The sequence below is a fragment of the Streptomyces sp. GS7 genome, assembly GCF_009834125.1.
Lineage (GTDB): Bacteria > Actinomycetota > Actinomycetes > Streptomycetales > Streptomycetaceae > Streptomyces.
On sequence record NZ_CP047146.1, the window covers coordinates 6,631,218 to 6,654,790 of the forward strand.

18 protein-coding genes are annotated in these 23,573 nt (G+C 72.9%); 7 read left to right on the forward strand and 11 right to left on the reverse strand.

Annotated features, from left to right (window positions below; translation table 11 throughout):
* Positions 1–95: 95 nt before the first annotated feature.
* Both dmpI and GR130_RS28845 read right to left on the reverse strand, forming a co-directional pair.
* The gene (dmpI, locus tag GR130_RS28840) at positions 96–371 is read right to left on the reverse strand and encodes a 4-oxalocrotonate tautomerase DmpI (protein WP_159507424.1); all 276 of its coding nucleotides are present in this window, start codon (positions 369–371) and stop codon (positions 96–98) included.
* 76 nt (positions 372–447) lie between these two features.
* Positions 448–1,371, reverse strand: a complete 924-nt coding sequence (locus GR130_RS28845) for a LysR family transcriptional regulator (RefSeq protein ID WP_159507425.1) — start codon at positions 1,369–1,371, stop codon at positions 448–450.
* A gap of 100 nt (positions 1,372–1,471) precedes the next feature.
* Between GR130_RS28845 and GR130_RS28850 the strand changes: the two genes are divergently transcribed.
* Positions 1,472–2,032, forward strand: coding sequence for a GNAT family N-acetyltransferase (locus GR130_RS28850; protein WP_159507426.1), 561 nt, complete (start codon positions 1,472–1,474; stop codon positions 2,030–2,032).
* Between the two features lie 555 nt (positions 2,033–2,587).
* Here the strand turns inward: GR130_RS28850 and GR130_RS28855 are convergent.
* A complete protein-coding gene (locus GR130_RS28855) occupies positions 2,588–3,568 on the reverse strand; it encodes a helix-turn-helix domain-containing protein (protein ID WP_159507427.1) in 981 nt (326 codons plus the stop codon).
* A 91-nt stretch (positions 3,569–3,659) separates the two neighbouring features.
* Between GR130_RS28855 and GR130_RS28860 the strand changes: the two genes are divergently transcribed.
* Positions 3,660–4,910, forward strand: coding sequence for an MFS transporter (locus GR130_RS28860; protein ID WP_159507428.1), 1,251 nt, complete (start codon positions 3,660–3,662; stop codon positions 4,908–4,910).
* A 67-nt stretch (positions 4,911–4,977) separates the two neighbouring features.
* Here the strand turns inward: GR130_RS28860 and mgtA are convergent, their stop codons facing one another.
* The 6 genes from mgtA to GR130_RS28890 form a co-directional block, all read right to left on the reverse strand.
* Positions 4,978–7,719 carry a magnesium-translocating P-type ATPase gene (mgtA, locus tag GR130_RS28865; RefSeq protein WP_159507429.1) on the reverse strand — a complete coding sequence of 914 codons (2,742 nt, stop codon included), beginning with the start codon at positions 7,717–7,719 and terminating at the stop codon, positions 4,978–4,980.
* Positions 7,720–8,525: 806 nt separating this feature from the next.
* Positions 8,526–9,719: an XdhC family protein gene (locus GR130_RS28870; RefSeq protein ID WP_159507430.1), complete on the reverse strand. Its 1,194-nt coding sequence runs from the start codon at positions 9,717–9,719 to the stop codon at positions 8,526–8,528.
* 35 nt (positions 9,720–9,754) lie between these two features.
* Complete coding sequence (locus tag GR130_RS28875; RefSeq protein WP_159507431.1) at positions 9,755–11,215, reverse strand: NCS2 family permease; 1,461 nt, start codon at positions 11,213–11,215, stop codon at positions 9,755–9,757.
* 255 nt (positions 11,216–11,470) lie between these two features.
* Entirely contained in the window at positions 11,471–13,858 is a 2,388-nt protein-coding gene (locus GR130_RS28880; protein WP_159507432.1) for a xanthine dehydrogenase family protein molybdopterin-binding subunit, read from the reverse strand.
* 2 nt (positions 13,859–13,860) lie between these two features.
* Complete coding sequence (locus tag GR130_RS28885) at positions 13,861–14,460, reverse strand: (2Fe-2S)-binding protein (RefSeq protein ID WP_159507433.1); 600 nt, start codon at positions 14,458–14,460, stop codon at positions 13,861–13,863.
* Positions 14,451–15,338 (reverse strand): FAD binding domain-containing protein, encoded by an 888-nt coding sequence (locus GR130_RS28890; RefSeq protein WP_159507434.1) that lies wholly within the window; start codon positions 15,336–15,338, stop codon positions 14,451–14,453. The genes GR130_RS28885 and GR130_RS28890 overlap by 10 nt, the downstream gene beginning before the upstream one ends.
* 272 nt (positions 15,339–15,610) lie before the next feature.
* Between GR130_RS28890 and GR130_RS28895 the strand changes: the two genes are divergently transcribed.
* From GR130_RS28895 to GR130_RS28905, 3 genes are all read left to right on the forward strand, one after another.
* On the forward strand, positions 15,611–17,278 hold the full coding sequence (locus GR130_RS28895; RefSeq protein WP_159507435.1) for a PucR family transcriptional regulator: 1,668 nt from the start codon (positions 15,611–15,613) through the stop codon (positions 17,276–17,278).
* Positions 17,279–17,611: 333 nt separating this feature from the next.
* The gene (locus GR130_RS28900; protein WP_236573592.1) at positions 17,612–18,469 is read left to right on the forward strand and encodes a hypothetical protein; all 858 of its coding nucleotides are present in this window, start codon (positions 17,612–17,614) and stop codon (positions 18,467–18,469) included.
* 476 nt (positions 18,470–18,945) lie between these two features.
* On the forward strand, positions 18,946–19,824 hold the full coding sequence (locus tag GR130_RS28905) for a hypothetical protein (protein WP_236573593.1): 879 nt from the start codon (positions 18,946–18,948) through the stop codon (positions 19,822–19,824).
* Between the two features lie 138 nt (positions 19,825–19,962).
* Here GR130_RS28905 and GR130_RS28910 read toward each other — a convergent pair whose 3' ends face one another.
* On the reverse strand, positions 19,963–20,709 hold the full coding sequence (locus GR130_RS28910; protein WP_159507438.1) for a GntR family transcriptional regulator: 747 nt from the start codon (positions 20,707–20,709) through the stop codon (positions 19,963–19,965).
* 131 nt (positions 20,710–20,840) lie between these two features.
* On the opposite strand from GR130_RS28910, the gene GR130_RS28915 reads away from it, so the two are divergent.
* Both GR130_RS28915 and GR130_RS28920 read left to right on the forward strand, forming a co-directional pair.
* Positions 20,841–21,680, forward strand: a complete 840-nt coding sequence (locus tag GR130_RS28915; protein WP_159507439.1) for a (2Fe-2S)-binding protein — start codon at positions 20,841–20,843, stop codon at positions 21,678–21,680.
* Positions 21,681–21,885: 205 nt separating this feature from the next.
* The gene (locus GR130_RS28920) at positions 21,886–23,016 is read left to right on the forward strand and encodes a DUF2637 domain-containing protein (RefSeq protein ID WP_159507440.1); all 1,131 of its coding nucleotides are present in this window, start codon (positions 21,886–21,888) and stop codon (positions 23,014–23,016) included.
* A 40-nt stretch (positions 23,017–23,056) separates the two neighbouring features.
* On the opposite strand, the gene GR130_RS28925 is transcribed toward GR130_RS28920, so the two are convergent.
* A complete protein-coding gene (locus GR130_RS28925) occupies positions 23,057–23,443 on the reverse strand; it encodes an ATP-binding protein (RefSeq protein ID WP_236573595.1) in 387 nt (128 codons plus the stop codon).
* Positions 23,444–23,573: the final 130 nt, after the last annotated feature.

Below are 23,573 nucleotides of genomic sequence, written 5' to 3' on the forward strand. Positions count from 1 at the left end.
GGGGAGAGAGCGTCCGTCGACGCGGCGGCGGCGCCGTCGCGGCCGTTGGGGGACGGGGCGTGGGCCCGTCCCCCCGCGCGGCGGCCGCCTGCGGGTTACTTGTCGGCGGTGAGCTTCCCGGCCGCGCCCCAGCTGTCGGCCGGGAACTCCTGGATCCAGACCTGCACGGTCTCGGCGGGAATCCGGTACGCGTCCACGAACGCGTCGGTGATCTGCTTGACCAGCTCCCGCTTCAGCTCGACGCTGCGGGGACCCTGCTGAACGGTGACGATGGGCATGTCCGTACTCCTCGACTCGGTGGCGAGCGGCGGCCGTTGGGCTCTCCGGCCGCCCCGTGTTCCGGTTGGCTCGCCGGGGTGCCCCCAGTCCATCGCGAACGGGTGCGGTGACCAAGAAGCTGATCGCGCACGCAGCGATCACGAATCGAGATCGCCGGCAGCGGCCCGGTCACCGCGCGGGGCCGTCGGCGGCGGTGCTGGTCGCGCAGGCCCGCAGCAGCGCTTCGAGCCCGGCGGTCGGGTCGGCGCGGCGGACCGCGAGATAGGTGGTCAGCTCCATCCCCGGGTTGCGGAACGGGAGATACGCCACCCGCGGCGTGCTGAGCCGGCGGGCGTGGGCCTCGTAGACGACCGTCCACATGCCCTCGGCGGACCCGCGGGCGCCGATCGCGGTCAGGGCGTCGTCCAGCGAACCGTACCTGGGGCCCGGTACCGGTCCGAAGCCGGCGGCGTGGCAGGCGGTGACGACCAGGTCGACCAGCGCCCGGTTGTTCCGGCGGTCGGTCAGCACCAGCGGTACGTCCGCGAGGTCGGCGAGCGCGATGGTGCCCGGCGAGGCGGCCAGCGGATGCCGGGCCGGGACGACCGCGACCAGCGGGTCCTGCCAGAGCGGGACGTAACGCAGCCCGTCCCGGCCGGCGTCGGCCGCCTCGCCGCGGAGGAACGCCGCGTCCAGCTCGCCCGCGGCGACCTGGTCGAGCCGCTCCCGGGTCCGGCCCGCGACCAGCTCCACACCGATCTCCGGCGCGCTGCCGGCAAGGGCGTCGAGCACCCGGTCGAGATGGGCGCCCAGGCCCGTACTCGTCCCCAGGCGGAGCGTGGTGGCGCGGGCCGCGGCCACTTCTGCGACGACGGCGCGGGCACGCTCCTCGGCGGCGAGCAGCGCCCGCGCCTCCGGGAGGAACCGCTCGCCGGCCGCGGTGAGCCGCACCTGGCGCGCCGACCGGTCGAACAGCTCGGTCTGCAGCTCCCGTTCGAGCCGCCGGACCTGCTGGCTCACCGCCGACTGCACGATGTGCAGCCGTTCCGCGGCCCGCCCGAAATGCAGCTCCTGCGCGACCATGACGAAGTACCGCACCTGCCGCAGCTCCACACCCGCCCCTCCCCGCCCTCCCGGGCCCCACCGGACCAACCGCGCCGGCCGCCGGTCAATTCCCTTGCCCGGCCGGCCGCGGCCCGGCCATCATGCCCGGATGATCGATACGACGGCACTCGCCGAGAAGCCGGTGCTGACCGGTGACCGGATCCGGCTGGTCCCGCTGTCGGAGCGGCATGCGACCGCCTTCCACACCACGTTCCAGGACCCGGAGACCCGCCGGCTGACCGGCACCCACCAGGACTGGAGCCTTGCGGGGCTGCGCACCTGGATCGCCGAGTGCGGCGCCCGCACGGACCGGCTGGACCTCGCCATCGAGGACCGGGAGACCGGAGGCTACCTGGGCGATCTCGCGCTCAGCCGGATCGACCCGGCGAACGCCCACGCCAGCTTCCGGATCGCCCTGGCCCCCTCCGCCACCGACCGCGGCATCGGCTCCGAGGCGATCCGGCTGCTGCTCGGCCACGCCTTCGAGCGGGTCGGCCTGCACCGCGTCCAGCTGGAGGTCTTCGCGTACAACGACCGCGCCCGGCGCGCCTACGAGCGTTGCGGCTTCGTGCTGGAGGGCCGGATGCGCGAGGCCCTGCACTGGGACGGTGCGTGGCACGACGTGCTGGTGATGGCGGCGCTGCGACCGGAGCGGGCCGGGGCTCGATAGTCCTCTCCCCACGTGAACGGCGGCCGCTCCGTCTCCGGCGCGGCTGCCGGCCGGCGGACCGCGCCCGGTGTGTGCTCGGTGGCCGGCCCGGCCCGGACCAGCCGCCGCAGCGGGCTGCAGTCGAGGTAGCGGGTCGCCAACTCCCCTACGTCCAGAGAGACATCGGGCCGGTCGGCGGAGGGCGTCCAGGCGGCACGCGGGGGCCGTCCGCTCCGCCGGCCCCGACCCCGGCCCCGGACCAGGACCAGGACCGCCTACCCCAGCCGTGAGCCGGAAGCGCCCCACGTTCGCGGGAGGGCGGCGTGAGCGCCCCGCACCGGCGGTGGGGGGCGCCGCGGACACGAAGTCCGTTGCCGGACAGGGGAGTTGGGCGCCGCGCACGGCGAGCACGAGCCGGTGTGCGGCGCCCCTGCCGGCCGGCGGCTCACCGTCGTACGAGGGGACGCCAACCCGCCTCATCGGGCGCTTCCTCCCTTTTGCCGAGCGACCTGCCCGCGGCGGACGCCGGCGGGGGGCGTGGGCCGCCTCACCGGGTTGCGGGCCGTCCGCCGGCCGTCAGGCGTCCCGCTCCCCCGCCAGCCGGTCCCCGTCCTCCGTGCGCCGGTAGACCACCCGTCGCCCCACCCGCGTCCCCACGACCAGACCGGCGTCGCGCAGCACGGACAGATGGCCGCCGATGGTGCCGAGTGACTGGCCGAGCCGGGCGGCGAGTTCGGTGCTCGTGGCGGGCTGGGCGAGTTCGTGGAGGAGGGCGGCGCGGCCGGCGCCGACGAGGCGTTCCAGGGCGCGGCGGGGGCTGGCCGGGGTGAGCGCGGTGGCCGCGCCGCGGGCCGGGTAGACCTGGGCGTAGTGATCCGGCGGGCCCTGGCAGAGCCAGGTGCCGGTGGACAGGCTGACCGGGACGAAGAGCATGCCGTCGTCGCCGATGACGCGCTCGGGGCCGGGGCGGTTGCTGAAGCGGATGGCGTCGGCGCCGACCCAGGTGCTGTGCCGGCTCATCTGCTCCAGGGCGCGGGGCCAGCCGTAGGCGGCCAGGAGGCCGGCCCGGTAGGCGACATCGCGTTCGAGGAGGGCGCGGCGCCGGGGCCAGTCGGCGGCGATGTGGGCGGTCCAGAGGGCGTCGAGGAGGGCGGCGGTGCGGGGGCCCCAGTCGCGTCCGGTGAGCCAGTCCAGGTCGTGGTGGCGCCAGCTGTGGGTGAGCGAGGGCGCCAGCTCGGCGCGGAAGGCGTCGTCCGACACGGCGCGCAGGGCGGTGAGTTCGCGGGTGAGGGCGGTGCGCATACCGTCCGGCGGCGGGACCGCGACGAAGCCGGGCAGCCACTTGGTGGAGCTGATCAGCCCGATGAGGCCCCTGGCGAAGGGGTCGGCGTCGAGGGCGGCGGTGAAGTCGGGGAGGTGGTGGGCGCGCCAGGACGCGAACCAGGGGTCGGGGTGGGGCCGGGCGAGGGCGATCGCCGTGCCCACCGTCTCGGCGAGGGGGGAGAGCGCGAAGCGGGAGCGGGAGAGGGCGAGCGGGCTCAGCCGGAGCGTGGTCATCGCGGCCTCCCCCTCGGGGCTCGGTGTCGGCTTCCTTTCGCCTGGTGCCGAAAGCATAGTGATCCGGTGTGGGGCCCACAGACTCCGTCGGGTGCCTTCCTCCCTTCTCTCCGTTGCGGACTTCCGCTGGTTCCTGGCCGGGCAGACGGTCTCGTTACTGGGCAGTGCGATGGCCCCGGTCGCCCTGACGTTCGCGGTGCTGGACGCCTCGTCCGGCAGCGCCGGCGATCTCGGCGTGGTGCTGGCCGCCCGTATGGTGCCGCTGCTGGCGTTCCTGCTGGTGGGCGGCGCGACGGCGGACCGGTTCGGGCGCCGTGCGGTGCTGGTGGCCGCCAATCTGGGCGCGGCGCTCACCCAGGGCGCCGTCGCCGCGCTGCTGCTGACCGGGCACTACGCGCTGCTGCCGGTGGCCGGGCTGGAGGTCCTGAACGGTGTGCTGGCCGCGTTCACCGCACCGGCGCTGCGCGGTGTCGTACCGGATCTCGTCGGCGCGGCGCGGCTGCGGTCGGCCAACGCGCTGCTGGGGTCGGTGCGGAACGCGGCCAAGGTGCTCGGGCCGGGGCTGTCGGGCGGGTGCGTGGTGGTGGTCGGCGGCGGGCCGGCGATCGCCTTCGACGCGCTGACGTATCTGGTGGCGGCCGGGTGCCTGGCCCGGGTGTCCCCCGGCGGCGGGGCGCCGGCCCGGTCCCGGTCCTCCGTGGCGGCCGATATCCGCGACGGGTGGCGGGAGTTCCGGCGCGTCCGGTGGGTGTGGCTGGGGACGCTGTCGTTCTTCGTCGTCAACCTGGTGCAGACCGGGACCTGGCAGATCCTGGGGCCCGCACTGACGCGGCAGACCGGCGGCGCGGCGGCCTGGGGTGTGGTGCTGAGCGTGCGGGGCGCCGGGCTGCTGGTGGCGGGGGCGGTGCTGTACCGGCTCGCTGTCCGGCGACTGCTGGGGCTGGGGCAGCTGACGAGTGCGCTGGGCGCGCTGCCGCTGCTGGTACTGGGGGCGCGGCTGGGCCCCTCCTGGCTGGTGGCCGGTGCGTTCATCGCCGGGCTCGGGGTCGCGGTGACGGGTGTCGCCTGGGACACCTCGCTCCAGGAGCACGTCCCCCCGCACGCGCTGTCCCGGGTCTCGTCGTACAACGATCTGCTGTCGTATGTCGCCATCCCCGTGGGGCAGTTGTGCGTGGCGCCGCTCGCCCGCACGTACGGCGGCTTCCGGGTGGCGGCGGTGGCCGGGGCGGTCTCCGCGGTGGCGGCGGTGCTGCCGCTGGCCTCCGGTGCGGTGCGCCGGCTGCCGCACGGCCGGGCACGGGACGGCGAAGCGGACGGCGCGCCCGCGGCCCCCGGCGCGTGAGGCCGGGGGCCGCGGGACGGTCGCGATGCGGCCGGGGCGGTGTGGTCGCGCCGCCGCGGTCAGGGCGTCACAGCCACTCGCCGAACCGCCGGATGTACCAGCTCTTCACCCCCTGCGTCAGCAGGCAGTACGCCGCCAACGTCCCGGCCAGCCACGGGAAGTAGCTCATCGGCAGCGCCTGCATGCCGAGCACACCGGCCAGCGGCGAGAACGGCAGCCACAGGCCGACCGCCATGACCAGCACGGTCATCAGCAGGACGGGGAAGGTGGCGCGGGACCGGAGGAACGGGATCCGGCGGGTGCGCAGCATGTGGACGACCAGGGTCTGGGTGAGCAGGCCCTCGACGAACCAGCCGGACTGGAACAGCGCCTGGTGCAGCTCGCTGTCGGCCCCGAAGACATGCCACATCAGCAGGAACGTGGTGATGTCGAAGACCGAGCTGGTCGGACCGAGGACCAGCATGAAGCGGCCGATGCCCCTGGCGTCCCAGGTGCGCGGGGTGCGGAGGTATTCCCTGTCCATCCGGTCCCAGGGCGTGGCCAGTTGGGAAATGTCGTAGCAGAGGTTCTGGACGAGCAGCTGCATGGCCAGCATGGGCTGGAAGGGGATGAACGCGGAGGCCGCCAGCACCGAGAAGACGTTCCCGAAGTTCGAGGAGGCGGTCATCTTGAGGTACTTGATGGTGTTGCCGAACGTCAGCCGGCCGCGCAGCACGCCCTGTTCCAGAACCGTGAGGTCCTTCTCCAGCAGGATGATGTCGGCGGACTCCTTGGCGATGTCGACGGCGGTGTCGACGGAGATCCCGACGTCCGCGTCGCGCAGCGCGGCGGCGTCGTTGATGCCGTCGCCGAGGAACCCGACGGTGTGCCCGTCGGCCTTCAGGGCGCGCACGATGCGGGCCTTCTGCACGGGGTTGACCTTGGCGAACAGGGTGGCCTTCCGGGCCACTTGGAGCAGTTCGAGGTCGTCGAGCGCATCGATGTCGGTGCCGGTGACGACGGTGCCGACGTCGATGCCGACGTCCGAGCAGACCCGGGCGGCGACCAGTTCGTTGTCGCCGGTGACGACCTTCACCGCGATGCCGTTGTCGGCGAGTTGGCGCAGCGCCTCGGCGGCGTCCTGCTTCGGCGGGTCGAGGAAGGCGAGGAACCCGATCAGGGTCAGCCCGTCCTCGTCGGCGACGGTGTAGTTCTCGCGGGCGGCGGGCAGGGTGCGGGTCGCCACCGCCAGCACCCGCAGGCCCTGGCGGTTGTGGTCCTGCGCGGTGCGCAGCACCTGGGCGCGCAGGGCGTCGGTCAGCGCGACGGGCTCGCCGCCGTACGTCACCCGGCCGCACAGCGCGAGGACTTCCTCGACGGCGCCCTTGGTGATCATCACGTGCTCCTCGGCGGGGCCGCCGAGGTCGTTGCGGCGCAGCACCACCGACATCCGCCGTCGCGCGAAGTCGAAGGGGATCTCGTCGACCAGCGTGAAGCGGGCGTCGACGACAACCTCCTCGGCCTCGTGCACCCGGTCGATGACGGCCCGGTCCATCAGGTTGCGCAGCCCGGTCTGGAAGTGGCTGTTGAGGTAGGCGTACTCCAGGACCTCGGTGTCGGCCCGGCCGTGGACGTCGAGGTAGCGGTCGAGGACGATCCGGTCCTCGGTGAGGGTGCCGGTCTTGTCCGTGCACAGCACGTCCATGGCGCCGAGGTTCTGGATGGCGTTGAGGTGCTTGACGACGACCTTGCGGCGGGACAGGGCGACCGCGCCGCGGGCCAGGTTGGTGGTGACGACCATCGGCAGCATCTCGGGGGTGAGGCCGACGGCCACCGCGACCGCGAAGGTGAAGGCTTCGGCCCAGTCGCCCTTGGTGAGCCCGTTGATCAGGAAGACCACCGGGACCATCACCGTCATGAAGCGGATCAGCAGGAAGCTGACCTTCTTGACGCCGGTGTCGAAGCTGGTCTCCGGGCGCTCACCGGCGAGCGAACCGGCCATGGAGCCGAAGTAGGTGTCCGCGCCGGTGGCCACGACCACGCCGGTCGCGCTGCCGGAGGTCACCGATGTACCGGTCAGGACGAGGTTGCCGGCCTCGACCGGGTCGCGGGTCTCGCGCTGCCCCTGGTCCCCTGCGCGGGTGTCCGCCTTGGCGACCGGCAGCGACTCGCCGGACAACGCGGCCTGATTGACCATCAGGTCCTTGGCGGTGAGCAGCCGCAGATCGGCCGGGACCAGGTCGCCGGCGGCCAGCCGGACGACGTCCCCCGTGACCACGCCGTCCATGGGGATCTCCACAGTGGTGGCCAGCCGTCCGCGGCCGGCCCGGCGCTGCACGGCAGTCGTGGTGGTGACCAGCTCGCGCAGCGCGGCGGCCGAGCTGCCGGAGCGGTACTCCTGCCAGAACCGCAGCCCCACGCTGATCAGCACCATCGCGCCGAGGATCGGGATCTTCGGGTCGAACGGCTCGACGTCCGCGACCTGGAGCCACTGCCCGTACATCACGGCGACCAGCACCGCCAGTACGAGGATGAACGGGTTCCAGAACGCCTTCGCGAGCTGCACGTACCAGCGCGGCGCGTTCTCCTGGGCGATGACGTTGGCGCCGTCGCGCTCCAGCCGCGCCACGGCCTCGCCGTACGTCAGACCGGCCGGGGTGCTCCCGAGGTCCTGGAGGACCTGGTCGGCGGGGCGGGCGCTGACCTCGGCGAGCCGGTCGGCGACCAGGCGGGTGCGGGCCGCCAGCTCGGCGGCCTTCCTCTCCCGACGGGGGCGGCGGCCCGGCGGAGCGAGCTTCTCCGGGGTGAGCAGGTCGGTCGTGTTGCTCATGGCGAAATAACCTCCTGAGGCGCAAATGGGCAGGCCGGAATGACCGGCGGCAGGGCGGCGGAATCGCCGTTTCGCTATTCCGTCGCACTGTTTTCGGGCAGGCCGGAATGGCCACTGCGCAGAGAGCAGGGAAAAGAGAGAACCGCGGTGACTGCGATAACTGCGGCGACCGCGGCATCACCGCGATGAAGGGCAGCGCGAAACCGCTCGGGGCGGCCGGGAGCCGCGTTCCGGAGATGCGCTACGGAGCCGGATCAGCGGGCAGCGGGAAGCGCCCTCAGGTCACCGGCGGAAGAACGCGCGCAGCAAAGGTGCGCGGAAGAAGGCCCGGAGAGAGCGGGCGATCAGTGCGCGGCATCACTGCGGCAAGGACTTCCTTCGGGACTCATCCCGATCACCTCCTCGCTCGCGCGGACACCGGCGGGTGCCACTCAGATGGGCACCGTCAACTCCGTATCCTGCCATACGCACCGGAGCGACCCGTCGTCCTTTCGGCCCATTCCCGCGAATATCCGGTGTGATCTGCGTCGCGTTCACCAGTGTTTTTGCGGCCGCGCCAGTGTTTTTGCGGCCGCTCTCACCGTGGCTTTCGCAGTGGCTTTCGCGGTGGCTTTCGCCGCCGATTTCGCACCGGTACCGAGTGCCCCTGACGAAAAGGCGACGGCACGGGCGCGCCCCCCGAAGGGATATCGCGCCCGTGCCGTAACGGCCCGCAGGCCCGGCCGCGGGGCCGGCGGCGTCAGGTGCGCCGGTCCCGCGGATGTTGCCGGCCCCAAGTCCCGCCGGACTCCGGGCCGCCCGGGTCCTCAGGCCACCGACCCGATCCGCCCCACCGGCCGGGCCGTGTCGTGGTGGATGGGGGTGTGCGCACCGGTCAGCGGAGCGCCGGTGCCGCCGCGGCGGTTGGCGACGATCTCGGCGGCGATGGACAGCGCGGTCTCCTCGGGCGTCCGCGCGCCGAGGTCCAGCCCTATCGGCGAGCGGAGCCGGTTGAGCTCGATCTCGGTGAGGCCGACGTCGCGCAGCCGCTGCTGGCGGTCGAGGTGGGTGCGGCGCGAGCCCATGGCGCCGACGTAGGCGACCGGGAGCTTGAGCGCCCGTTCCAGCAGCGGGACGTCGAACTTGGCGTCGTGGGTGAGGACGCACAACACCGCGCGGGAGTCGAGGTGTTGGGAGTCGAGGTAGCGGTGCGGCCAGTCGACGACGATCTCGTCGGCGTCCGGGAAGCGGGTCCGGGTCGCGAAGACGGGGCGGGCGTCGCAGACGGTGACGTGGTAGTTGAGGAACTTGCCGACCCGGACCAGCGCGGACGCGAAGTCGATGGCGCCGAAGACGATCATCCGGGGCGCGGGGACGGAGGATTCGACGAGGAGGACGACCGGCGTCCCGCACCGCGAACCCTCCACCCCGATCTCCAGGGTCGTGGTGCGCCCGGCGTCCAGCAGGGCGCGGGCCTCCTCGGCCGCGGTGCGGTCGAGGGCGGGGTGCCCGCCGAGGGTGCCGGTATGGCTGCCGTCGGGACGGACGAGGAGGGCGTTGCCGACCAGTTCGGCCGGGCCCTCGACGATCCGCGCGACCGCCGCCGCGTCCCCTGATGCGGCGGCGGCCAGCGCGGCGGCGAGCGTGGTGGCGGTGCTGTCCACCCCGTGCCCCCCGGAGCCGCTGTCCGCAGCGGTTCCGGGGGCGCTCACCTGTACCGGAGTGATGAGGATGTCGATGATGCCGCCGCAGGTCAGGCCCACGGCGAAGGCGTCCTCATCGCTGTAGCCGAAGCGCTCCAGGACCGGTTCGCCGGTCCGAAGTGCCTCCTGGCACAGCTCGTAGACCGCTCCCTCCACGCACCCGCCGGAGACCGACCCGATCGCCGTGCCGTCGCTGTCGACGGCGAGGGCGGCTCCGGGCTGGCGGGGCGCGCTGCCGTTGGTGGCCACCACGGTGGCCACGGCGAAGGCGCGTCCCTGCTCGACCCACCGGTTCAACTCTTCGGCGATGTCCAGCATGTCGGTCTCCTAACGGATGGGGAGCAGAGCGGGCGTTACTTGATGCCCAGCCACTGCTCGATCGGATGGAGCGAGAAGTAGACGAGGAAGATCCCGGTCAGCACCCACATGAAACCGCCGATCTCGCGCCACTTGCCCTGGGCCGCCTTGATGGCGGTGTAGGCGACGACGCCGGCACCGACACCGGTGGTGATCTGGTAAGTGAACGGCATCAGGGCGACGGTCAGGAAGACCGGCACGGACACCGCGCGGTCCTTCCAGTCCACATGGCCGGCGACGCTCATCATCATGGAGCCGATGACGACGAGAGCGGCGGCGGCCACCTGGGCCGGCACGAGCTGGGTGACCGGGGTGAAGAACAGGCAGGCCGCGAAGAGCAGACCGGTGACGACGGACGAGAGCCCCGTGCGGGCACCTTCGCCGACGCCGCTGGCCGACTCGATGAACACGGTCTGGCCGGAGCTGCCGGTGAGACCGCCGATGGCTCCACCGGCGCCGTCCACGAACAGCGCCTTGGACAGGCCCGGCATCCGGCCCTTGTCGTCGGCCAGCTTGGCCTCCGTGCCGACGCCGATGATGGTGGCCATGGCGTCGAAGAAGCCGGCCAGCACCAGGGTGAAGACGATCATGCCGACGCTGAGGGCGCCGATGGAGCCCCAGCCGCCGAACTGCACATGGCCGAAGAGTCCGAAGTCCGGCATCGACACCGCGCTGCCGTTCAGCGCCGGAGGCGTACCGCCCCAGTCCTTGGCGGTCAGGCCGCCGAGCTTGGTGGCGGCGATGGAGAACACCGAGCCGACGACGATGCCGATGAGGATGGCGCCGGGGACCTTGCGGGCCTGCAGCATGAAGATCAGCAGCAGGGTGAGGCAGAAGAACAGGACGGGCCAGCCGGAGAGGTTGCCGGTGGTGCCGAGGGTGACCGGGGTGCCGATGCCCTTGCCGACGAACCCGGCCTTCACCAGGCCGATCAGGGCGACGAACATGCCGATGCCCATGGTGATCGCGTGCTTGAGGGCGAGCGGGATGGCGTTCATGACCATCTCCCGCAGGCCGGTGACGACCAGCAGGCAGATGACGACGCCGTACATCACGCACATGCCCATGGCCTGCGGCCAGGTCATGTTGGGGACGACCTGGGTGGTCAGGGCCGCGGAGACGTTCAGGCCCGCCGCGAGTGCCAGCGGGACCTTGCCGATGAAGCCCATCAGCAGGGTGCATATCGCGGCGCCGAGCGCGGTGGCGGTGACCAGGCCGGCGTGCGGGAGGGTGTTCTTGTGGACGTCCTGGACCGAGCCCAGAATGACCGGGTTGAGAAGCAGGATGTAACACATCGCCATGAAGGTGGTGATGCCGCCGCGCATTTCCCGCGCGAGGGACGACCCTCTGTCGGAGATGTGGAAGTACCGGTCGAGCCAGGACCGGCCGGCGGGCTGACGCGAGCCCTCGCCCGCGTCTTCCGCCGTGGTCAACGGCTCAGTGGACTGCTGGGTCATGGTGCCTTACTCCCAAGGTTCACAGGGGCACTCGCATCGGTGACACGAGATTTGGGATGGATATTCGGCTGCACGACCCGGGGGACGGCCCGAGACGAACGGGGTGCTGCCGGCCCCTTGCTGGAGCAGGTCAGCTACTGCGTGATGCGGGGAGATCTCCGGACGGTGCGCTGAGGAGGACGGACAGGGACACCCCTGAAACGCACCGCCCGGAGGCGTGGGGACCTGGGGAGGGTGGCCCCAGGCGGTATGCGGTTAGGTGCCGGTGAGGTGCTCGGGGCGTACCGGCGTCTTGTTGAGCTCCAGCCCGGTCGCGTTCCGGATCGCCGCGAGGACGGCCGGGGTGGACGACAGGGTGGGGGCCTCGCCGATGCCGCGCAGCCCGTAAGGGGCGTGCTCGTCGGCGAGTTCGAGCACGTCGACCGGGATGGACGGCGTGTCGAGAATCGTGGGGATGAGGTAGTCCGTGAAGGAGGGGTTGCGCACCTTCGCGGTCTTGGGGTCGACGATGATCTCCTCCATGACCGCCACGCCCAGGCCCTGGGTGGTGCCACCCTGGATCTGGCCGACGACGGACAGCGGGTTGAGCGCCTTGCCGACGTCCTGTGCCACCGCCAGCTCGATGACCTTGACCAGGCCGAGCTCGGTGTCCACCTCCACGACCGCGCGGTGGGCCGCGAAGGAGTACTGGACGTGGCCGTTGCCCTGGCCGGTGACCAGGTCGAACGCCTCGGTGGGCCGGTGCCGGAACTCCAGCTCCAGGTCGATCGCCTCGCCCTCCAGGACGTCGACGAGATCGGCCAGCACCTCACCGCCGTCGGTGACGACCTTGCCGCCCTCCAGCAGCAGTTCGGCGGTGGCCCACGCGGGGTGGTAGGTGCCGAACTTGGCGCGGCCCAGTTGCAGGACCTTCTCGCGCACCGCCTCGCAGGTGTTCTTCACCGCGCCGCCGGTCATGTACGTCTGCCGGGAGGCGGAGGTGGAGCCGGCGGAGCCGACCTGGGTGTCGGCGGGGTGGATGGTGACCTGCTCGACGCCGAGTTCGGTGCGGGCGATCTGGGCGTGGACGGTGACACCGCCCTGGCCGACCTCCGCCATCGCGGTGTGCACGGTGGCGACCGGCACGCCGGCCAGTACCTCCATGCGGACCCGGGCGGTGGAGTAGTCGTCGAAGCCCTCGGAGAAGCCGACGTTCTTGATGCCGACGGCGTAGCCGACACCGCGGACGACGCCCTCGCCGTGCGTGGTGTTGGACAGGCCGCCGGGCAGCGCCCGGACGTCGGCGCCCTCGCCGGCCGCCAGCCACTGCTGCTCCGGGGGAAGCGGCATCGCCTTGATGCGCCGGAGGAGTTCGGCGACCGGGGCCGGCGAGTCGACCGGCTGCCCGGTCGGCATGATGGTGCCCTGCTCCATGGCGTTGAGCTGCCGGAACTCGACCGGGTCCATGCCCAGCTTCTTGGCGAGCTTGTCCATCTGCGCCTCGTACGCGAAGCACGCCTGGACCGCGCCGAAGCCGCGCATCGCGCCGCACGGCGGGTTGTTGGAGTAGAGCGCGATCGCCTCGATCTCCACGTCGTCGACGACGTACGGGCCGACCGCGAGGGACGAGGCGTTGCCGACGACCGCCGGGGAGGCGGAGGCGTAGGCGCCGCCGTCCAGGACGATCCGGCACTTCAGGTGGGTGAGCTTGCCGTCCTTGGTGGCGCCGTGCTCGTACCAGAGCTTGGCCGGGTGCCGGTGGACGTGCCCGAAGAAGGACTCGAACCGGTTGTAGACGATCTTGACGGGCTTGCCGGTGCGCAGCGCCAGGAGGCAGGCGTGGATCTGCATCGACAGGTCCTCGCGACCGCCGAACGCGCCGCCGACGCCGGAGAGCGTCATCCGCACCTTCTCCTCGGGCAGGCCGAGGACCGGGGCGATCTGGCGGAGGTCGGAGTGCAGCCACTGGGTGGCGACGTAGAGGTCGACACCGCCGTCCTCACCGGGCACCGCCAGACCGGACTCCGGGCCGAGGAACGCCTGGTCCTGCATGCCGAAGACGTACTCGCCGGAGACGATGACGTCGGCCTTCTTCGCGGCCTCGGCGGCGTTGCCGCGGATGATCGGCTGCCGGTGGACGATGTTGGGGTGCGGTACGTGGCCGATGTGGTGGTCGTCGCGGCCCTCGTGGACCAGCGGCGCGCCCTCGGCGGTCGCCGACGCCTCGTCGGTGACCAGCGGCAGCTGCCGGTACTCGATCCTGATCTTGGCGGCGGCGCGCCGCGCGGTCTCCGGGTGGTCGGCGGCGACCAGCGCGACCGGCTCACCGTGGTGCCGTACCTTGCCGTGCGCGAGAACCGGCGTGTCCTGGATCTCCAGGCCGTAGTTCTTCACGTCGGTGGGCAGGTCGTCGTAGGTGAGGACGGCGTAGACACCGGAGGTCGCCAGCGCCTCGGAGGTGTCGATGGAGACGATCTCGGCGTGCGCCTCGGTGGAGCGGAGCGTGAAGCCCCACAGCATGTCCTCGTGCCACATGTCCGAGGAGTACGCGAACTCACCGGTCACCTTGAGGGTGCCGTCCGGGCGGAGCGTGGAGGCGCCGATGCCGGCGTCGGTCTTGCCGCCCTGGGTGAGGTTGGTGGGTGTACGGGTGGCACCAGCCATGGTCAGGCCCCCTGTCCGGCGGTCCGGTTCTCGCCGCGGGCGGCTGCCAGCCGGACCGCGTCGAGGATCTTCTCGTAGCCCGTGCAGCGGCACAGGTTGCCCGACAGCGCCTCGCGGATGTCGGCGTCCGACGGGGAGTCGTTGCGCTCCAGCAGCTCGTCGGCGGCGACCAGCAGGCCCGGGGTGCAGAAGCCGCACTGGACCGCGCCGGCGTCGATGAACGCCTGCTGGATCGGCGAGAGTTCGGTGTTCTCGCCGGTCTGCGAGTCGGCCGGCTTGGACTGCCACCGCTGGGCGGCGTCCAGGCTGGTGCCGCAGGCGCCGGAGGCGCAGCCGCCGTGCTCGGCGCGCTGCTTGGCGTAGTCGGCCAGGCCCTCGACGGTCACCACCTCGCGGCCCTCGACCTGGCCGGCCGCGACCAGGCAGGAGCACACCGGCACACCGTCCAGGCGGACCGTGCACGAGCCGCACTCACCCTGCTCGCAGGCGTTCTTGGAGCCCGGCAGGCCCATCCGCTCGCGGAGGACGTACAGCAGGCTCTCGCCTTCCCAGACGTCGTCGGCCTCCTGCTTGCGGCCGTTGACCGTGAAGTTCACGCGCACTGTGCGCTCCTCTCCTGTCCGCGGTAGGACTCCCAGGTCCAGCCGAGGGTGCGGCGCGCCATGATGCCCACGGCGTGCCGGCGGTACTTGGCGCTGCCGCGCACATCGTCGATCGGGTTGCAGGCGCCGGATGCCAGCTGGGCGAACTGCTTGGCGACGGACGGCGGGATGGGGTTGCCCGACTCCCAGAAGCCGCCCTCGTCCAGCGCCGCGGCGAGGAACTCCTCGGCCTCCTTGGCCCGTACGGGGGTGGGCGCCGCGGAGCCGATGCCGGTGCGGACCGTGCGGGTCTCGGGGTGCAGCGCGATACCGAACGCGCACACCGCGATGACCATGGCGTTGCGGGTGCCGACCTTGGAGAACTGCTGCGGCCCGTCGGCCTTCGGCAGATGGACCGAGCGGATCAGCTCGTCGGGCGCCATCGCGTTGCGCTTGACGCCCACGTAGAACTCGTCGATCGGGATCATGCGGCGGCCGCGCACCGACTCGACCTCGACCTCGCAGCCGGAGGCGAGCAGCGCGGGGTGCGCGTCACCGGCCGGCGAGGCGGTGCCGAGGTTGCCGCCGACGCCGCCGCGGTTGCGGATCTGCGGGGAGGCGACGGTGTGCGACGCCAGGGCCAGGCCCGGGAGTTCGGCCCGCAGGTTCTCCATGATCCTGGTGTAGGGAACGGAGGCACCCAGGCGTACGGTCTTCTCGCCGACCTCCCACTCGCTCAGGTCACCGATACGGTTCAGGTCGAGCAGGTACTCGGGGCGGCGGTGGTCGAAGTTGATCTCGACCATCACGTCCGTGCCGCCCGCGATGGGCACAGCGGTAGGGTGCTCTGCCTTGGCGGCGAGCGCCTCCTCCCAGCTGGCGGGGCGAAGGAAGTCCATGGGTGGCCTCTTCTACGAATTTCTACGAAATCGGGTCGTTCGCTGCTCATGGTGAGGACGGCGGGTCCTCGTCGCCATCGAGCCGTTCATGTCTTGTTAACGCGGTTGGGCTTAGTGAACGCGCACTGCCCCCACCCGGTGCAGTCACCGAAACCATGAAGCGGTTGGCTGGCCACGGTGCCCGTCTTGTAGATTCGAACGAAAGACGAGGATTCAAAACCTCGCGGCATTCCACCGGCAACACGAGACAGCAAAGAACGGCGGGCGAGGTCATGCGGCTCCGCGCACTCCTGGACACACATTCTCTGGGTCTCCGGCTCCTCGGGGGCGAGGATGAGCTGGACCGCACCGTCCGTGGCGTGATGACCACCGACCTGCGGGATCCCAGCCGTTATCTCTCCGGCGGTGAGCTGGTGCTCACCGGTCTGGCCTGGCGCCGCGAACCGGAGGACTCCGAGCGGTTCGTCCGCATCCTGGCCGCCGCCGGGGTCGCCGGACTCGCGGCCGGCGAGGCCGAGCTGGGGGCGATCCCCGACGACCTCGTACAAGCCTGCCTCCGGCACCGCCTGCCGCTCTTCTCGGTCGACGAGGACGTCTCCTTCGCCTCCATCACCGAGCACGTCGTCCGGCAGGTCTCCAGCGAGCGGGCCGGCGACCTGGCCGCCGTCGTGGACCGGCACCGGCGCCTGATGACGTCCGGCCCCGCCGGCGGCGGCCCCGAGGTCGTCCTGGACCTGCTCGGCTCCGACCTCGACCTGCGGGCCTGGGTGCTCTCCCCCACCGGCCGCCAGATCGCCGGCTCGACACTCGCCGACTCCGGGCCCGAGCTGCCCGCGGAGCTGGGCGCCCGGCTCGCCGGCGAGCATCTGGCCGCCGCCCGTACCGGCCGCCGCGGCCCCCACCGGGTCACGCTCGCCGGCGCCACCTACTCCCTCTTCCCGATCCGCTACGAGGGCCGTGACCTGCGCCAGACACTGCTCAGCGACTGGCTGCTGGCCGTCGAGGCGGACGCCGGCGACTGGCCCGAGGAGCGACTCGACCTGCTGCACGGCGTCACCCAGCTGATCGCCGTCGAACGCGACCGCCGCGACGCCGCCCGCACGGTCCGCCGCCGGCTCGCCCAGGAGGTCCTGGAACTGGTCCAGACCGGTGCGCCGCCCGCCGAGATCGCCGCCCGGCTCCGGGTGGCGGCGCCCGTGCTGCTCCCCGGGCTGGGCACCGCCCCGCACTGGCAGATCGTGGTCGCCCGGGTCGAATGGGAGGGCGGCGACGTCCCCGGCGGCCCGGTGGCGCAGAGTCTCCTGGAGGAGGTGCTGGTCGACCCCGGCACCTTCGGCCCCGAGCCCTCCGACCGGATCGCCGTCGCCCACACCGGCGACGAGGCGGTGGCCCTGGTCCCGCTGCCGGCCGTCCCGGACGACTCCGAGGACGGCACCTCGGCGGACGGCCTGCACGCCGTCGCCCTGCTCGGCGTCGTCCAGGCCCCGCTCAGCCGCGGCCTGGACGGCGACGGCCGCCTCACCGTCGGCGTCAGCGCCTCCGTGCACTCCGCCGAGGGCCTGCGCGGCGCCCTGGAGGAGGCCCGGCACGCCCGCCGGGTCGCCGCCGCCCGCCCCGGCCGGGTCTGCGCCGCCGGCCACGAGGAGCTCGCCTCCCACGTCCTGCTGCTGCCCTTCGTCCCCGACGACGTCCGGCGCGCCTTCACCGCCCGCCTCCTGGACCCGCTGCGCGACTACGACCGCCGCCACCGCGCCGAGCTGATCCCCACCCTGGAGGCGTTCCTCGACTGCGACGGCTCCTGGACCCGCTGCGCCACCCGCCTCCACCTGCACGTCAACACGCTCCGCTACCGCGTGGGCCGCATCGAGCAGCTGACCGGCCGCGACCTGTCGCGCCTGGAGGACAAGCTGGACTTCTTCCTGGCCCTCCGGATGAGCTGACGGGCGAGGGCGGAACCCCTGCCCGCCCCGCCCCCGCACCAACGGCGCACCGGACGGCCAGGCACGTCCCGTACCCGTCCGCCCCCATCCGCCATTCGAGGTACCACGATCGGGCGGCATCGCATCAACGGTCATCCCACACCGGCCGACTGCCGCATGCCAGGCCACGGCCGATCAGGCTCCCGGAAGCCGCCGCGGCGACCCCTCACCCGATTGTGAAATCATTCACCCACCCCCTTGGCCCGGCGCCGGAATTCGTGCTGAGATTCGCCCACTGCATCCGATTTCCCGCTCAATGGCGCGCTCGGGGAGGGCAATGTGGCGGATACCGCCATGTCAGGATCCGCGGATTCAGCGGATTCCCTCAGGTCCGCGGAACCGGTACCGGCCCAGGTGCCAGGACCCGCATCCGCACCGGTGCTACCAGCAACATCCAGAACGGTCGAGGGGGAAGACCCCCTCGACCGCGCCGTTTGGCGGCTGCGCTCCCGCGGCTGCTGGCACGACGCGGCCGTGCTCCTGGAACCACACGCCGCCCACCACGCCCCCGCCGCGCTGCGCCGCGCCGCGCTCCTCGTCGAGCGCTGCATGTTCACGGCCGCCGGCTGGGCCGAGGCCGAGGACGCGCTGCGCGCCGCGGAGGCACTGGCCGGCGACGACGGGGAACGCGGCGACGCGGCCTGCGAACGCGGCCATCTCGCCTACACCGCAACGGTGTTGGGCGTTCGCGACCGCGCCGACGAGGCGCGTTCGGCGCTGGGCAGGGCTGCCGCGCTGCTCGCCCCTACGGCGGCCGGCCGGCCGCTGCTGGACTTCCGGCGCGGGCTGATGGCCGAGCACGTCGCCGACAGCCCCGACGCGGCCCGCGCCGCCTACCGCCGCGCGCACGCCGGCGCCACCGCCCACGGCGACATCCTGCTGCTGTCCTTCACCTGGCGCCATCTGGCCGGACTCGCGCTGCGCGACGGGGAGTTGGCGGAGGCCCGGCACGGCTTCGCCGAGTCCCTGCGGATCCGCGAGGAACTGGGCTTCCTCGTCGGCACCGCCCCGGCCCTGGTCGCCCTGGCCGACGCCGCCCCGGACGACGAGGCCGCCCGCCTCCGCACCGAGGCCGCCCGCCTCTTCCGCCTCATGGGCGGCCTCCCCACATGGCTCGCCGACCAACTCCCCCCGGACCCAACGGACTCGTAGCCCCGCCGCCCGCACATCGGCCCCCGGTCCGGGCCCGACGGCGCGGACCGGGGACGCACGTACAGCGCGACACCAGGCCGGGGAGGCGGGCGCATACGGCGGCATCCCGGCCCCGGCCCCGGCCCCGGGTGCACGTACGGCCCACCCCGAATCCCGGGCGCGCACAGCACCGCCCCCCGATCCCGACACCCGGGTGCCCGCCCCCCGGCCGTACAGGCGGCCGTCCCGCCCCCGTCAACCCCCCGCGATCGGCCATGCCGCCCGTCACGCCGATTGGCCGGAAGCGTGCGGTGGCGGCGGGGGATCGGCCGGGCCACGATGGATGGTGCCGGTGCGCGGGCCGCGGACCGGACGGTGGCTCCGCGTCCCAGGGGCCCCGAGAATGGCCGCAAGTCGCACTGCGACGCGACGGCGCGGCCTGAATGCTGGTCCGGGACCAGCTCCCTATGGCAGATGCCTTTGCAGGAGGCCGAACCGTGGCACCAGGAGTGACCCCCACCACCGCTGGAACCGACTGGGGCAAGGCGGATTTCGAGGCGATCTACAACTGCCCTGATCCACGCCGGTACTTCACCACACTGCAACCCCTGGAGTACCAGATTCCGCACCACGGCCAGGCGGTGTTCCGCGCCGTCGCCGAAGCCCTGCAGCGGCGGCGCAGCGACCGGCCGCCACTGAGCGTCGTCGACCTGTGCTGCTCATACGGGGTCAACGCCGCGCTGCTCAACCACGAGGTCACCCTCGACGATCTCTACCGGCGCTACACCGGGCCCGCCCCGCAGGCCCTGTCGAGCAGCCAACTCGCCGGCGACGACCGCAGGTTCTTCGCCACCCGCCGCCGCCCCGACGCGGCCCGGGTGACCGGCATCGACGCGGCGGACCGCGCGGTCGACTACGCCCGGTCGGTCGGCCTGATCGACCGCGGCTTCCCGGAGAACCTGGAGCACGACGCGCCCAGCCCCGCACTGCGCAGCGCCCTCGACGGCACCGAGCTGATCACCGTCACCGGCGGCGTCGGCTATATCACCGCGCGCACCTTCGCCCGGCTCTTCGACTGCGTCACCGCGCCGCCCTGGGTCGCCGCGTTCGTGCTGCGTGCGGTGCCCTACCAGCCGATCTCCGCGGTGCTGGACCGCGCCGGCCTGGTCACGGAGAAGGTCACCACCCGTACGTTCCGCCAGCGGCGGTTCACCGGCGGCGACGAGCGGCGGGCGGCCTACGACGCGCTGGCGGCGCGCGGGCTGTCCGTCACCGGCAAGGAGTCCGACGGCTTCTACCACGCCGACCTGTACGTCTCCCGGCCCGCCGCCGATGTCGCGGCGCTGCCGCTGGTGGAGTTGCTGCCCTCCCTCTGAGCCCGCGCCGTCGGACCGGCGGCGGTACGCCGCCCGGCACGCCGCGGCCGGGGCCGCGCGGCCGCCGCGCGCCGCGTCCCGGGACCTCGTGATCACCCCCGGCGCGGTGGACCTTCCCTCCCGCCCCGCCACCGCTTCTCAGTGCAGGTGCCGCGCCGCCGACAGGTGCTCCCGGGCGATCCGTTCGGCGACCGCGTACTCCTGGGCGATCAGGGCGTCGAGCAGGGCCGTGTGCTCGGAGGCGTCGGCCAGCAGATCGGCCGTACGGCGCCGGCTGCCGCCGGCCGGCCACTGGGTGCGGCGCAGCAGATCGCCGGTGACCTGGGTGAGCCGGCGGTTGCCGGTGAGGGCGATCAGGGCCTGGTGGAAGGCGTGGTCGGCCTCGGCGTAGCCGGCCCGGTCGCCGTGGGCGGCGGCGGTGACGCCGGCCTCCGCGAGCGGGCGCAGCTCCTCCCACCGCGCCGGCGGGATCGCCCTGGCCAGCCGGACGATCGCGGGCACCTCCAGCATGGTGCGGACCTCGGCGAGCTCCGCGAGGTCGCGGGGGCTGCGCTCGCAGACCCGGAAGCCGCGGTTGGGGACGATCTCGACGGCGCCTTCCCCGGCGAGCTGCTGCATGGCCTCGCGCACCGGGGTCGCGGAGACGCCGTACCGCTCGGCGAGCACCGGCGCCGAGTAGACCTCGCCGGCGGCCAGCTCGCCCGCGGTCAGGGCCTGGCGCAGCGCCGCCAGGATCTGGCCGCGGACCGAGTGCCGCTGCGGCTGCTGCCGCGGCACGTGCGGGTCGGGCGCGGCCGGCCGGGCGCCCTGCGGCACGGCGGAGGCGGCCTGCGCGGGCAGCCAGGCCCGGGTGTGCGGCTGCTGTTCCGCTGTGCCCTGCTCCATGACGGTTCCTCCTGACGGTTGCCAGCACCATAAGCGGCCGAGGCGCCGGTTCACACCTCCGCGGGCGTGGGTAGGGATTTCGGATAAGGTAAGCCTTACCTGCCAACGCTCGCGATTCGGTGGTCTCCCGCATGACTTCTGCCGTCGCCGCCGTGCCCGCTCTCCACCCTGTCGAGGACGCGTACGCCCGGCTCACCGAGGTGTTCCCCGCGCTGAGGGTGTCCCTGTGGGACGCGGCACCGCCGAGCGGCGACGGATGGGTGGGCGCGGCCGGGCTGGCGGCGGGCGGTGCGGTGCTGGACTCCTTCCTCTCCTGGGACGACGCGCAGATCCTGCGGGATTACGGGCAGCGCGCCCGCCCCGATGTCGTCGCGAGCTTCGCGCTGCACCGCTACGCCTGGCCCGCCTGCCTGCTGATCACCGTCCCGTGGTTCCTGCACCGCCGGGTGCCGCGGCTGCCCCTTGAGGACGTCCGCTTCCAGCGGGCGATGGGCCGGATGGCGGTACGGGTCGGCTCGTTCGGGTGCCTTCCGGACGATCCTGCGGCGGGGCTGCCCGGCGCCCGGGTGGTGGCGGACGAAGCGGCCCTGCGCGCCGAGGTGCGGGCGGCGGTGGCCGAGCACCTGGGGCCCGTGCTCGACGGTTTCCGCCCCCGGATGCGGCGCGGGCCGCGGGCGCTGTGGGGGATGGCGTCCGACGAGATCGTCGAGGGGCTCTGGTACGTCGGCCATCTGCTGGGCGAGGAGCGGCGGGCGGTGGCCGAGCTGGCACGGCTGCTGCCGGGCGGCAGCGCACCGTACGTGGGGAGCGCGGCGTTCCGCGAGCTGACCGGGCCGGACGGCCAGGCGCTGCCGACCCGGGACCGGGCGAGCTGCTGCATGTTCTACACGCTGCGCCCCGAGGACACCTGCGTCACCTGTCCGCGCACCGGCGACGCGGACCGCATCAAGCGCCTCACGGCAACCGCCTGACCCACCCCGCCACTCGAAAGGGTGGCATTAATTCGTACGCAACTCCCTCCGCTTGAAAGGGAGTTCGACGCCACCGGCGTCCAACTGCCCACTCCGGCACCCCTTGGCGTTCTCTTGCTCCGAAACCCCCTGGGAGCGGGACCACTTCCGACAGGATGGCGCGCAAATCCGCGCACGCGCGGCAACGTGAAGCAAGGGACCTGGAATGAAAATGACCGATATATCGCTAAATTGGCTGATTCCAGCCGTTCTGCTGCTGGCCGGTGCCATGGCGACCACCGTTGTCCTGCTGCGCGGGAAACGCGCCGGGGAAGGCACCGGCGAGGACTCCTGGGAGCGCAGCGAGGAACGACGACGACGCAAGGAAGCCGTCTTCGCCTCGGCTTCCTATCTGCTGCTGTTCTGCTGCGCCGCGGTGGCCGCGGCGCTCTCCTTCCACGGACTGGTCGGCTTCGGCGTGCAGAACCTCGGCCTCACCGGCGGCTGGGAGTACCTGGTGCCGTTCGGGCTCGACGGCGCGGCGATGTTCTGCTCCGTACTGGCGGTGCGCGAGGCCAGCCACGGCGACGCGGCGCTCGGCTCCCGGATGCTGGTGTGGACGTTCGCGGGCGCCGCCGCCTGGTTCAACTGGGTGCACGCGCCGCGCGGCATGGACCACGCGGGCGCACCGCAGTTCTTCGCCGGGATGTCGCTCTCCGCCGCGGTCCTCTTCGACCGGGCGCTGAAGCAGACCCGCCGGGCGGCGCTGCGCGAGCAGGGCCTGGTGCCCCGCCCGCTCCCGCAGATCCGGATCGTGCGCTGGCTGCGGGCCCCGCGCGAGACGTTCGCGGCCTGGTCGCTGATGCTGCTGGAGGGCGTACGGACGCTGGACGAGGCGGTCGAGGAAGTCCGCGAGGACAAACGGGAGAAGGAGCTGAACCGGCTCCGCAGGCGCGAGCAGGGCAAGCTCGACCGGGCCCGCATCAAGGCGCTCAACCGGCAGCACCGCTCCTGGGGCATCGGCCGCGCCGGCCAGCGCCCGCTGGCGGTGACCGCGGGGCCGCAGACCGCGGCGCAGATGACCGGGAAGGCCGTCGCGGAGACCGGGCGGGAGACGGCGGGCGCGCACGCCGGCCCGGAATCCGCCATAGCCGACGACCCCATGACACTGCTGCCAGGAGAACCGCCAAAGCGCTCCCGCCGGGCCCTCAAGGCCGTCACCGGCGCTGACGCCACCGATGCCGCGTCCGGACGGCGGATGACCGTCGATCTCACCGCCGAGGACGACACCCAGGCGCTGCCGCGACTGGACTCGCTGGAAGAGAAACTCGCCGAGATCGAGCGGCAATTCGGATGAGTGGTGGCGGACCGCGCCGACCGTCACCCCCGGCTCCGCGTCAGGCCGGTCCGCCGCCCAACTCGAACCACACGCACTTGCCGACGCCCTCGGGCCGGATGCCCCACGCGTCCGCTAAGGAACGCACCAGCATCAGCCCCCGACCTGACGTTCCGTCAGTCGTGGCCGCCCGCGGCTCCGGACGCCCCGCGGCGAAGTCCCGCACCTCCACCCGTAACCGGTCGGTGACCCGGGCCGTCACCACCGCCCCGCCGTCGGCGTGCACCAGGGCGTTGGTGACCAGCTCACTGACCAGCAGCGTGGCGACGTCCGCGTCCGCCGCCTCCCTGCCGTCCGGCAGCGCCCACCGCCTCAGCAGCTGACGCAGCTCCCTGCGCACCTCGCCGACGGCCTTCAGGTCGGCCTGCCGCACCTTGCGTTCCAGCATCCCCGGCGCCCGGGTGGCGACCGCTCCGCCCCCGTTCCTCCCTGCCGCGTCCTGTCGTCTGTCCCGATCCTCGCGCCGCACAGGCTGACGCATGCTCTCCCCCGCCCCCAACGAACCCTCGGCGCTCTGC

Bases quoted from the DNA above. Each gene is read 5' to 3' on its own strand.
- dmpI (WP_159507424.1), bottom strand. From the start codon at position 371: ATGGACTGGGGGCACCCCGGCGAGCCAACCGGAACACGGGGCGGCCGG.
- GR130_RS28850 (WP_159507426.1), top strand. From the start codon at position 1,472: ATGATCGATACGACGGCACTCGCCGAGAAGCCGGTGCTGACCGGTGAC.
- GR130_RS28855 (WP_159507427.1), bottom strand. From the start codon at position 3,568: ATGACCACGCTCCGGCTGAGCCCGCTCGCCCTCTCCCGCTCCCGCTTC.
- mgtA (WP_159507429.1), bottom strand. From the start codon at position 7,719: ATGAGCAACACGACCGACCTGCTCACCCCGGAGAAGCTCGCTCCGCCG.
- GR130_RS28870 (WP_159507430.1), bottom strand. From the start codon at position 9,719: ATGCTGGACATCGCCGAAGAGTTGAACCGGTGGGTCGAGCAGGGACGC.
- GR130_RS28875 (WP_159507431.1), bottom strand. From the start codon at position 11,215: ATGACCCAGCAGTCCACTGAGCCGTTGACCACGGCGGAAGACGCGGGC.
- GR130_RS28880 (WP_159507432.1), bottom strand. From the start codon at position 13,858: ATGGCTGGTGCCACCCGTACACCCACCAACCTCACCCAGGGCGGCAAG.
- GR130_RS28890 (WP_159507434.1), bottom strand. From the start codon at position 15,338: ATGGACTTCCTTCGCCCCGCCAGCTGGGAGGAGGCGCTCGCCGCCAAG.
- GR130_RS28895 (WP_159507435.1), top strand. From the start codon at position 15,611: ATGCGGCTCCGCGCACTCCTGGACACACATTCTCTGGGTCTCCGGCTC.
- GR130_RS28900 (WP_236573592.1), top strand. From the start codon at position 17,612: ATGTCAGGATCCGCGGATTCAGCGGATTCCCTCAGGTCCGCGGAACCG.
- GR130_RS28910 (WP_159507438.1), bottom strand. From the start codon at position 20,709: ATGGAGCAGGGCACAGCGGAACAGCAGCCGCACACCCGGGCCTGGCTG.
- GR130_RS28915 (WP_159507439.1), top strand. From the start codon at position 20,841: ATGACTTCTGCCGTCGCCGCCGTGCCCGCTCTCCACCCTGTCGAGGAC.
- GR130_RS28920 (WP_159507440.1), top strand. From the start codon at position 21,886: ATGAAAATGACCGATATATCGCTAAATTGGCTGATTCCAGCCGTTCTG.
- GR130_RS28925 (WP_236573595.1), bottom strand. From the start codon at position 23,443: ATGCTGGAACGCAAGGTGCGGCAGGCCGACCTGAAGGCCGTCGGCGAG.